11 protein-coding genes are annotated in these 11,867 nt (G+C 30.2%); all 11 read right to left on the bottom strand.

Features of this window, described 5'->3' with window-relative positions:
- A partial coding sequence (locus tag ACTHW2_RS06220) for a homocysteine S-methyltransferase family protein (protein ID WP_442263105.1) occupies positions 1-1,807 on the bottom strand: 1,807 nt, incomplete at its 3' end.
- The gene (locus tag ACTHW2_RS06225) at positions 1,797-2,468 is read right to left on the bottom strand and encodes a methionine synthase (protein WP_442263106.1); all 672 of its coding nucleotides are present in this window, start codon (positions 2,466-2,468) and stop codon (positions 1,797-1,799) included. The genes ACTHW2_RS06225 and ACTHW2_RS06220, both read right to left, overlap by 11 nt.
- A 168-nt stretch (positions 2,469-2,636) precedes the next feature.
- Complete coding sequence (gene gatC, locus ACTHW2_RS06230; protein WP_442263107.1) at positions 2,637-2,921, bottom strand: Asp-tRNA(Asn)/Glu-tRNA(Gln) amidotransferase subunit GatC; 285 nt, start codon at positions 2,919-2,921, stop codon at positions 2,637-2,639.
- A 20-nt stretch (positions 2,922-2,941) separates the two neighbouring features.
- Complete coding sequence (gene ligA, locus ACTHW2_RS06235) at positions 2,942-4,933, bottom strand: NAD-dependent DNA ligase LigA (RefSeq protein WP_442263108.1); 1,992 nt, start codon at positions 4,931-4,933, stop codon at positions 2,942-2,944.
- 4 nt (positions 4,934-4,937) lie between these two features.
- Entirely contained in the window at positions 4,938-8,237 is a 3,300-nt protein-coding gene (locus ACTHW2_RS06240) for a UvrD-helicase domain-containing protein (protein ID WP_442263109.1), read from the bottom strand.
- Positions 8,238-8,402: 165 nt separating this feature from the next.
- Entirely contained in the window at positions 8,403-9,596 is a 1,194-nt protein-coding gene (locus ACTHW2_RS06245; protein ID WP_442263110.1) for an anti sigma factor C-terminal domain-containing protein, read from the bottom strand.
- Entirely contained in the window at positions 9,586-10,062 is a 477-nt protein-coding gene (locus tag ACTHW2_RS06250) for an RNA polymerase sigma factor (RefSeq protein ID WP_442263111.1), read from the bottom strand. The genes ACTHW2_RS06245 and ACTHW2_RS06250 overlap by 11 nt, the downstream gene beginning before the upstream one ends.
- Before the next feature lie 259 nt (positions 10,063-10,321).
- A complete protein-coding gene (locus ACTHW2_RS06255; RefSeq protein WP_442263112.1) occupies positions 10,322-10,468 on the bottom strand; it encodes a hypothetical protein in 147 nt (48 codons plus the stop codon).
- A 40-nt stretch (positions 10,469-10,508) separates the two neighbouring features.
- On the bottom strand, positions 10,509-10,862 hold the full coding sequence (locus tag ACTHW2_RS06260; RefSeq protein WP_442263113.1) for a hypothetical protein: 354 nt from the start codon (positions 10,860-10,862) through the stop codon (positions 10,509-10,511).
- 299 nt (positions 10,863-11,161) lie between these two features.
- Entirely contained in the window at positions 11,162-11,578 is a 417-nt protein-coding gene (gene hepT, locus ACTHW2_RS06265; protein ID WP_442263114.1) for a type VII toxin-antitoxin system HepT family RNase toxin, read from the bottom strand.
- Positions 11,571-11,810: a hypothetical protein gene (locus ACTHW2_RS06270; protein WP_442263115.1), complete on the bottom strand. Its 240-nt coding sequence runs from the start codon at positions 11,808-11,810 to the stop codon at positions 11,571-11,573. The genes hepT and ACTHW2_RS06270 overlap by 8 nt, the downstream gene beginning before the upstream one ends.
- Between the last annotated feature and the right edge of the window lie 57 nt (positions 11,811-11,867).

Genomic DNA, 11,867 nt, shown 5'->3' on the forward strand with positions numbered 1-11,867 from the left:
CCTTAGTTTCTTCCTTCATTCCAGTCAATATTATTTGAAATAAATCTTTATCTATATCCATATTTTCTTTTTTGCTGTTTTTATCTTCTTTAATATTTTCATAAGATTTTAAGTAGTCTGAAGCACCTATATCCTCGTTCCATAAAACTTTGGATGCTTTTATAGTATCCATCATATCCTGATTTAATGGATCTATAATTGGAAGATCAAGACCTGCAAAAAGTGCTGCTCCTAAAAATGTCTTATTTATTAATTCTCTATTTGCTAGTCCAAATGAAACATTAGATACCCCAAGCGCTGTTTTTACACCTAACTTTTCCTTTACTAGTCTTAATGTATTAAGCGTTTCTTTTACATCCTCTTGCTGGGCTGCAGCTGTTAATGTTAAAGAGTCTATAATTATATCTTCTTTTCCTATACCATATTCTTTAGCCTTAGCTACTATCTTTTTAGCTATCTTGAATCTTTCATTTGCTCCTTTAGGTATCCCATTTTCATCTAAGGTAAGTCCTATAACTAAGGCTCCATATTTCTTCACTATAGGAAGTATAGAGTCTAAAACCTTATCTTCTCCATTTACAGAGTTTACTATTGCCTTACCATTATAAACTCTTAAGGCTGCTTCTATTACATGGGGATCTGTAGAGTCAATTTGAAGAGGTATATCTAGTATGGACTGTATTTCTTTTATAACTTTAACCATAGTCTCTTTTTCATCTATTTCTGGTAGACCTACATTTATATCCAATATATGGGCTCCTGCATCTGCTTGAGCTATGGCCTCTTTTAGAATATAATCTATCTTTCCTTTTACCAGTGCCTGTTTAAAGAGTTCTTTACCGGTTGGATTAATTCTTTCACCTATAACCCTTACTTTGTCTAAATTTACAACTTTTGTAGGTGTACATACTCCATTTATATTTTCAATTATATTTTTATTTAATCGTATATCTTTTATAGAATTAGTTAAAACATTTATATCTTTATCAGTAGTCCCGCAGCATCCTCCTATTATCTTAACACCTTTTTTAATAAAACTGGCTCCATATCTTGCAAACTCATCTGGAGATATATTAAAAACCGTTTCACCATCAACTACACTTGGAAGTCCTGCATTAGCCTGAACCATAATTGGAGTATTGGAAATAAGAAGTAGTTCATCTACCAGGGGTTCTATTTCTTTAGGTCCAAGTGAACAGTTGACACCAAGTGCATCTACTCCAAGTCCTTCCAACACCATTACCATAGACCTAATATTACATCCTGTAAAAGTTCTACCATCTTTTTCATAGCTCATAGTAGCAAATATAGGTAAATTTGAATTTTCTTTTGCTGCAAGCACTGCAGCTTTTACCTCATAGAGATCCGTCATAGTTTCTATTAAAATTAAATCTACCCCATCTTTTACACCTTGAACTACTTGTCTTTTATAAATATCATAAGCATCTTCAAAACTTAAGCTTCCCATAGGTTCCAATAGTTCACCAATGGGCCCTATGTCTAAAGCCACATATATGTCCCGACCATCTATAGCCTTTCTTGCATTTTTTACAGCTCCATGGATTAATTCTTCCACTGTATATGCACTATCTTTTAGCTTCTTTTCATTAACTCCAAAAGTATTAGTAGTTATAATATTTGAGCCAGCTTCTATATATTTTTTATGAATCCCTATTATTTTTTCTGGAGAATTAATATTAAGTGCTTCTGGTAATTCTCCTACCTTGATACCTAAATTCTGAATCATTGTCCCCATAGCACCATCAAATGCCAATATGTCTTCTTGAAGTTTTTCTTTAATGCCCACAATCATTACCTCCCCTTTTAAAATTACAAGAATCATACTTGCGACAATCTATGCATGTTTTTTCTTCCACTCTTTTTTCTTTATCTATTATACCTACTATAGCTGTTACTGATTTTCTAGGTATTAAAATACTAGAAGGAGTTACTGTTAAACCTATAGCCTTTTGTGAGTCTAATGTATTTAAGAAGGAATTTTGAACATCTATAGGTAAATCGCCATATCCTGGGCTATATCTATTTGTTAACTTTTTATTATCCTTTATAAAAGTAGCTTCTATTTTTTCACATATCCTATCACATAAATCCTCAATAAAAGCTGTTGCAGCTGCATCTAATATTAAGGCCTTAGTCATATCAATCTTTTCATAGTATCTTATCCTTGTATCTACATTATTTCCTAAAGTTGCTGCCATTAAAATACAAGTGTTTGAATCTTTTAAGTGTTTTTTTATATTTTTTCCTCTTAGATATAAATCTGTTTTTTCTAGATGTATTTTATTTTCATAAGCTGATATATTAAATATTTTATATATATATCTTTCATCTATTAAAGTTTTTATCTCATCTATAACTTCATCGATAGTCTTTTTCATAAGATTATCCATGCTTTGACCCCTATATCCTAAATATCTTAAAACTTCCTTTTTAATTTTCTTTTCCATAAAAACACTATCCTTTATATCAATATTTCATCCTTATATTAAATATTTCAATAGAAAAACCATATTATTATTTATCTTTTATAATATCATACATAAGTACTATAAAATATTATAAAAGCTCTGATAATCTTATCAGAGCCTCATAAATACTATTTTAATTTGTAATTTTTAATCCATAACTTTTAAAATTTTAAAGTAGCCATATTGTTCCTCAGCAGTATTTTTTACAACTTCTTCTCTCTTTAAACTTTCCCAAACCTTTTCATTTCTTAAAGGGTTTTTCATATTATTTACATTGTAAGTTATGTCTACACCACTAGTATCAATATCTTTTAATCCTTCAACCTCAGCTAAGAAACTATTTAGATCTTTTTCAAACACTTCCATCTCTTCCTCTGATACATTTATTTTACAAAGGTCAGCTAGGTTTTTTACTTCTTTTTTATCTATCATACTTATTCTCCTTTCAATTTCTAATCGAGTTTTAATATGTTCTTTAATCTATCCTCATCTATTATATCAACATCTAGTTCTAAAGCCTTATTATATTTAGAACCAGGGCTTTCTCCTACTATTACAAAGTCTGTGTTTTTACTTACACTACCAGTAACTTTTCCACCCATCTCTTCTATTGCTTCTTTTATATCATTTCTAGATAAACCTTCTATAGCTCCTGTTAAAACTATCTTTTTATCCGTAAATATAGACTCCTTTACTTCTAGGTCTTCATAGTAAGGAGTAACTCCTTCCTCTAAAAGTTTATCTATAGCTTGTAAAATCTTTTCGTCATGGAAAAACTCTAGTATACTTTCAGCTATTATAGGTCCTATATCACCTACTTGGATAAGTTCTTCAAATCTAGCTTCTTTTAATCTATCCAAACTCTTAAATCCATTTGCAAGATCTGTAGCTGTTTTTATTCCTACATTATTTATTCCAAGTGAATATATAAAAGATGCAAGACTTACATCCTTACTAGCCTCTATAGCTTGTAGTAGATTATTTGTTTTCTTTTCCTTAAATCCTTCAAGGTCTATAAGATCATCATATTTTATTTCATAGATCTCTGGCAGATCCCTTATATCTATTTCTTCTAAGAGTTTTTGAGCAGTTTTTTCATTAAATCCAGCTATATCCATAGCATCTCTGCTTGCAAAGTGAACAAGTCTTTTGACAAGCTGTGGCTTACAAGAAAGTGAATTTGGGCAAAATATATGGACTCCATCTTTTACAAGTTCACTTCCACATGCAGGACATTCTTTTGGAAGTTCTATTTCAAAAGTCTCTTCATCTGTTGGTAAAGTTCCAAGTATCTCAGGAATTACATCATTTGATCTTCTTAATAGAATCTTAGAGTTTAACCTAACGCCTTTTCTCTCTATATCATCATAATTGTTAAGAGTAGCACGAGAAACTGTAACTCCACCTATTTCTACTGGTTCTAGAAGAGCTGTTGGTGTAACCTTAGCACTTCTTCCTACATTCCATTCTACCTTTAAAAGTCTTGTACTTGTTTCTTCTGCTTCAAATTTATATGCTATAGCCCATCTTGGAAATCTATTTGTATATCCTAAAACTTCTCTAGTCCTTATATCATTTATCTTTATAACAAGTCCATCAGTTAATACATCAAGATTGTGTCTTTCAGTTTTTATAAGATCTATTTCTTCAATTATTTCTTCTATAGACTTAAAAGATTTTAAATATGGAAATACCGGAAGCTTGTTTTCCCTTAAAAAATCTAACACTTCTAGATGTGTTTCAAAAGTCTTTCCTTCTATATATCCTATATTATAAACATAAGCTGATAGGTTTCTATTAGCTGTAACCCTAGTATCTAGGTTTCTAAGGGCACCTGCAGCAGCATTTCTAGCATTTTTTAAAGGTTCTTCTGCTGTCTCATTATATTCTTCTAAGGTAGATAAGGGCATAAGCCCTTCTCCTTGTATTTCTATAGTGCCTTTAAAGTCAATTCTGAAAGGGATAGACTTTATGGTTTTAAGCTGTTCTAATATTCCTTCTCCTATAGTGCCATTTCCACGAGTAGCCCCTTGTACTAGTTTACCATCACTATATGTTAAGTTTATAGTTAAACCATCAAATTTATATTCCAATATATAGGTGGGCTGAGGAAGAGGATTTTCACTCCTACTATTATAATCTTCTATAAGCCTTCTTACCCTATTATCCCAATCTACTAGTTCACCTTTACTTTGACTCTTATCCAAACTCCAAAGCCTTCCTAGATGGACATGCTTTTCAAACTTATCCAGGATAAAGCCTCCAACTCTCCCCGTTGGTGAATAATTCTTTTTTATACCAGTTTCTTTTTCCAAATCTACTAGTTCATCATAAAATTCATCATATTCTTTATCACTTAATTTAGGATTATCTAATGTATAATAATGATAATTTAAATCATCTATTATTTCTATAAGTTCTTCTATTCTTTTTTCCTTATCCAAATATTTATCCTCCTATTAACTCTATAGGTGCTATAGATAAGAGAAGTCTTTTTAGGCCTTCTTTATCAAATGCAATAGTAAGCTCCTTATCTCCTTCTTTTTCTTTTATCTGTACAACTGTACCCATACCCCATTTTTTATGTTTTACCTTGTCTCCTATATTTACATCTTCATTTCCATCATTTCTTTTTTTCATATTAACAGGATTATGGTTTAAGTTTGGCATGGTAAAGTCTCTAACAAGTACTCGGTCTTGTTTCTTAGGTTTTACATCTACCTTTTTAACTTCTTTTTGCTCTATTGTATCTCCCATCTCTTTTATAAATCTAGAAGGAAGAGCATAGCTTGTATTTCCATATATAGTCCTTCTCTTTGCATTTGTAATAAAGAGCATTTCTTCAGCACGAGTTACAGCTACATAGCAAAGTCTTCTTTCTTCTTCTATATCTTCTTCACTTTCTAAGCTCCTGTGTGTAGGAAACAAGCCCTCTTCCATACCAACTACAAAGACTACCTTAAACTCAAGCCCCTTGGCACTATGAACAGTCATAAGTGTTATAAGATTGTTTTCATCTACAGTTTTATCTACATCTGAAAGAAGTGAAACTGATGCTAAAAAGTCTTCTAAAGTGGCATCTTCATTAGCCATTTCAAAGTTTAAAGCTACAGATACAAACTCCTTAATGTTTTCTATACGAGTTGTAGATTCTATTGTATCTTCTTTTTGTAATTGAGCAATATAACCTGTACTATCTATCAATTCTTCTAAAAAGTCTTTTAAGCCCATTGTTTCCTTTTTAGCCATAAGTATATTCATAGTATCTATAAATGGCCCTACACTGTTTTTAGCCCTTTTATTTAGGCTATCTATATCATCAAGTGAAAGTAGCGCACTATAGATAGATTCTCCATGTTCAGCAGCATATCTTTCTATCTTATCTATTGTTGCAAGTCCTATTCCCCTTCTCGGAGTATTTATTATCCTTTTAACTGATATATTATCATTTGGGTTTTGAACAACCTTTAAATAAGCTATAATATCCTTAACTTCTTTCCTGTCATAGAATCTCAAGCCTCCTACTATCTTGTAAGGAAGTTCTTCCTTCATAAAGCTTTCCTCAAATGTACGAGACTGGGCGTTTGTTCTATAAAGGATTGCTATATCTTTTGGCTTATAGCCTTTATATATAAGTTGATGAATCTTATTTGTAACAAAGCGACCTTCTTCATCAGAATAGTCAAGCTGTTCATAAACTACCTTGGCACCTTCATCCCTATCTGTCCAAAGGTTTTTAACTCTTTTTCTATCATTGTTTCCTATAACCTTATTTGCAACATTTAATATATTTGGAGTAGATCTATAGTTTTGTTCTAGAAGTATTACACTAGCACCTTTAAAGTCTTTTTCAAATCCTAATATATTACTTATATCTGCCCCTCTCCAAGCGTAAATCGAATTATGAACTATAATATTTTCACATGAAAACTGTCTTAATTTAGGAACTGATATATCACTTACAAAGCCATCATACTCTTCTACTATTACTTCTGTAACTATATCTTCAATAATTTCCCCATCAATAAAAGCAGCTACACTCATTGATGGTTTTATATGAGCAGCAGGCATAAAATTAAAAGTTGTCCCCTTTAAAAGTCTAGCTCTTTTATTTATTTCTATATCATCTTCTAGTGATATTATGTCTGTTGAAAGCTTTTGGGCTTCATCATAATCAATTCTTTCAGTCTCTATTCTCCAAGTGTTTCTTTGCCCATCCCTTGTATTGAATCTCTTAGATGCCTTTTCTCTGAGTTCATCACCAGATGTATTTAAATTTATTCTATGAGAATGAAAACCAGCATCATTTCCGACAATTCTACCACCAAAGAAGGTTAAATTTACAATTCTTCTAAAAGTGTTTCCTCTAATAACAGCACCTTGTCTTATGATTGGATATTCTTCAAACACTATAAGATCATCCATAAGTTTTTTTACATTTGTTCGTGTATCTACATTTCGGAAAAGTTTATCAATGTATTCTTGTTTAAATGTCATATTTCTTCCTCTACAGTGAAAGGCCATTGTAGGTATTCCATATTTTGCAGCATATAATGACTCATAATAACAAGCATCTTCTTTTGTATTACAAACTTCTAAAATCCAAGCTTTATCTCCATTTTCCTGATTCATTCTTACTTCTAGCCCATTAGTTGTTTTATCTTTTTCATAAGATCTAACACCTTGTGTTTGTCCAATCCTATACCCTAATTCTTTTTTATACATTAAATATACATAATAAACTCCTGGTTCAGGATTTAGTTTTGAAAAGAGTATATGATTAGGAGTAAGCTTAATACTTTTTCCACCTATAGTTTTTATATTGAAAATTGGTCCCTTATATTTAGTACGTTTAACAAAATCTATAGTACCCCTTGCAACTTTCCCTTGTCCAGCAGCGGAATAAACCTTATCTCCAACTTTTAAGTCTTCAATATTAACTTCTCCACTTGGGGTGTTAACTTTCATTCCATCAACCACGCATTGATCAGAATCCCCTACAACGCATATATTCTCATATTTACCAGATAAGAGTCTTGCAAATTCATACTGGATTTTATTTGTATCTTGATACTCATCTACAAAAACATATTTAAACTTATTTTGATAAAATTCTAATATATCTTTATTTTCTTTAAGCAATAACACAGTTTTTATAATTAAATCATCAAAATCCAAGGCATTATATTTTTTTAATTTTTTTTCATAAAGAGCATATAACTCTCCTATATTTCTCTCTCTAAAATCAGTATAGTTTTCTTTTATGTAACTATCTGGCTCTATGCTTGCATCTTTTAATGAGCTTATCTTTGAAAGTACTGCTGATTCTTTATACATGTCTTTATCTATATTCATTTCTTTTATACACTCTTTCATAAGTGTAATCTGATCGTCTCTATCATATATACTAAAGGATCTGTCGTATCCTAACTTATCTATATCACGTCTTAAAATCCTAACACATATAGAGTGAAATGTTCCCATCCACATCCTATCTACATCTGCATCTATAAGTTCTCTTACCCTGTCTTTCATCTCACTTGCAGCTTTATTTGTAAAAGTTATAGCAAGTATGCTACTTGGAAAGATGTTCTTTTCTTCTATTAGATAGGCTATTTTATGGGTAACTACTCGAGTCTTGCCAGACCCTGCCCCTGCCATAATAAGTAAAGGCCCTTCCGTATGAAGAACTGCCTCTCTTTGTCTATCGTTTAATCCTGCTAAATAATCCATTTTTTCACCATCCATTTATTAATTACCTCTTAATTATATCTTAAGTAGCTATCTTTTTCCATTATAGAAAGGTATATTCTTAAAGTTATTATTTTCTATATAAAAAAACCTCCATATTATGAAGGCTTTTATTTTAATATATGTATCTTTTTCAAGATACTATTTTCATATTTATATCCCTTAATTGATATTGCTTTTTGAAACCAATGCTTTATTAAACTCCAATCCTTTTATTCCTTCATTATCAATCATATTAAGTAAATCCTCAGCCTCAGCATATAAGAGAACTCCATAAGTTTTAACCCCTTGTTTTTTAGCATACTCCAGGGACGACTTATAAAATTCATATTTAACTGATCTATGTTCAAGAGTATCTATTGCATCTTCTCGATCAGTAACATATTCAAGTAAACTTAAATAATGATGTTTGTATGCTTGAGATTCCAATGGAGAACCCTTCTCAAAACCTACTGGATTTACCAACCACTCCATTAGGAAAAATGCTGGATATTTAGCACTAATATATTCTGCATTACCTCTTAGAGCTGTATTGCCTTTACCATTTATCAACTGTATCCCTAATACCTCGTCGATTTTTTTATCAGGGGAATCAGTCCTTATACCAGCCCATTCAAATTCAATATCTGGATACTTCAATTCTAAGTTATATAGTTCTTCCATGGTTAAATCATTTTCGAACATTACTTCCATTGATATATAAGTAACAGGATTTAACTTTTCAAGGTGGTTTATAACATTCTGTTTCTTTTTCTCCATATAAGTTTCATTAATATCTGTAAACCTAATATCTAAAAATATACTACTGTTTATTATAGGGCCTTCTATAAAAGATTCTATCTTCCCACGTTCTATTGTTTGATTGGCATTATAAAGTTCATCAGTAAACACATCTCTATATGAATATATAACGTTATATCCTCCAAATCCCTGCTTGTTGACTAGTGCAGTGCTTGGGCTTAGTCCAGGCATATTTAACTCAAAAATTGCTAATAAATCAAAGCTTATATCATTATATGATTGCCCTACAGTAAATTTACTAGGATTATAATATAATGCATTCAATGATGCTGAGACTATAAAAAGCATCGTAATTATTAAGGAAATTATTATTGCTACAGAGGAAAACATTACTTTTCTCAATCTACTATTAACACTTTTCTTCAGTTTTATAGCTTCTTCATCATGCTCTCCAATCCTAGCTTCGCTAGCCAAATCATCAAACTCTTCCTCTAATACTTCTGATAAATATTCTTCTAAAGCTTCAAACTTTTCTATTTCTTGCTCAATTAATTCTTTTTCCTTATCATTTACTAAGCCTCTCTTATATCGATTGAATAAATCTCTATAATTCATTTTCCCCCTCCATTTCTTTCTTAAGCTTCTTTCTTGCCCTAAATAACATTGTCTTAGCAGCTCCCTCTGTGGTGTTTTTAGACTCACTAATCTCTCTAAGTGAAAAACCACAAAAATAATAAAGAATAAGTATTTCTTTGTATGACTCATTCAGATTTATTATTAAATTATAGAAGTACTTCCTTTTCTCTGATTCAATTATTTTATCTAATGGAGTTTCATTATTAGATAAAGTATTTTCAATAATATTTTCACTGCTATACTCTCTATTGCTCTTTAGAGAATCTAAATATAAATTTTTACATACTCTAAACAACCAATATTTAAAGTAACTCACATCACTAAGAGATAAATATGCCCTAAAAAAAGTATCACTTGTTAAGTCTTGTGCTAAATGATGATTTTTACATAGTGAAAATGCATATAGATATAATTCTCTGTGATATTTAATATAAATTTTCTCCATCTGATCATTTATCACACTGACTAAGACCCCCTTCACTACATAAACGAATTACAAAGATTTAGGTTACACTTTTGCTCGAAAATTTTAAGGATAACTCATAAAATTTTTAATTATATCTCAAGTAAACTCCTTTTTTCAATGAAAAAACTATCTATATGGGTATTTGAAATAGATAGTTTTTAATATATTTTGTTTGATATTTTAAATTCTTATTTATTTTATTAAAAGAGAAATTTCCAAGTACAACTTTTCTTTTTATTTATTCTACAGATACCCTTCTAAAACTTCCATTATCATTACTTTCTCCAGGTAACCTATTATCTCCTATTACAAATATTTCGTCTTTAGCGACTATATAATTTCCTCTACATAAAAGTGACCCAGTAAATAATGTTGAGTTTCCCATGTGATTCAATCAAACTATGGAAATCCAATCTTTTAACATATTAAAACAAATCAATTAAAAAAATAATAGGAGCAAAGATATATGCAAATGGCATTGCTATCTTACTGGTTGACAGAAATCTTATAGTTTTATTACCTTCAGTCCATAGACTAACTCTTTTACTAAAATATGGAAATAGAAGTGTAGCAATTGCAAGGTATATACTAATTAGTATGTATGGAAATCTAAAAGGATTTACCTTGAAATAGTCTTTCATTAAAATATAATAAGCAAAGTAAAAAAATGAGCCTATTAATAAACCCATTATTATATCGAAAGAAGTAATTTTACTATCTTCTTTACCTTTATTTTCCGAATTAATATCTCTAAAATCTTGCTTTAAATCTTTAGACATACTTTACCATCTCCTCATATAAAGGATATCATATTATAAATAATCTGTATATTCTGAGGAGTTAAGCGACGAAGAATACTTGTTTTAGGCCCAGAGATTCCTCATCAAGCTCGGAATGACAGCTTCACTGTTATCTACTGATGTAAGACAAATAAGTTACTTATAGATCAAAGAAACTGATAAAATAAGAAGAGACCTGTGAAAGTCTCTTTTCCTTTCATGGGACTACGTTTTTACCAGTTTCTTGAACCAACCTTAGCTGCGCTTAATTCTACCCATGTTCATTAATCTCTACAATCTTAAACAAAGTTATCATGCACAAAAATAATAAACTTTTTAATATCTAATAAGTTGTTCTGTAAAATATTATGTATTATGATTTTATCTATATTGACATATTCATGTAATAATATATTTCTAAGTCCCACCATGTTTCTATAGACCTTAGTTTCTCTATCAGTTAGATATCTTTCCTTATTCAAAATATCAAAAGCCTCTCCCAGTATTTCTGGATTTCCTATATTATTATCCACGACTATATGAGTAGCTATATCAATCATCATATTTATGGATATAAATAAATTGTATTCTACTACATCTTGAATAATATCATCTTTTAAGAACTCTTCTAAGGAAGTTTCTTTAAATCTTTCCATTTTCTTCAAAGAAGTTGACAGTTGATTTAATCTCTTTTTTATCACATCTATTTTAACCATCCATCTCCACCTCTTTTTTCAATCTTTCTATAGTTTTATTATAAGATAAATCTAAATATCTTTTTATATCATTATATTCAAATAAAACTCTTACCTTGTATTTACTTTCCCTAGCCTTATCATGGGTAAAAAGTAATATATTGTTTTTATATACTTCATATTTTAGTAGTGGTGTTGCATCATTTAATATAACCAAATCAACTTCTCTTTTAGTAACATCTGATAAATCCATTTATATTGCAAGGTAGGTCTTTACATCTATATTTCCTTTTAAATATATTGCAATATC

Origin of the sequence: Tissierella sp. (genome assembly GCF_052089545.1) — a bacterium.
In the GTDB taxonomy this organism is placed as follows: Bacteria; Bacillota; Clostridia; order Tissierellales; family Tissierellaceae; genus Tissierella_A.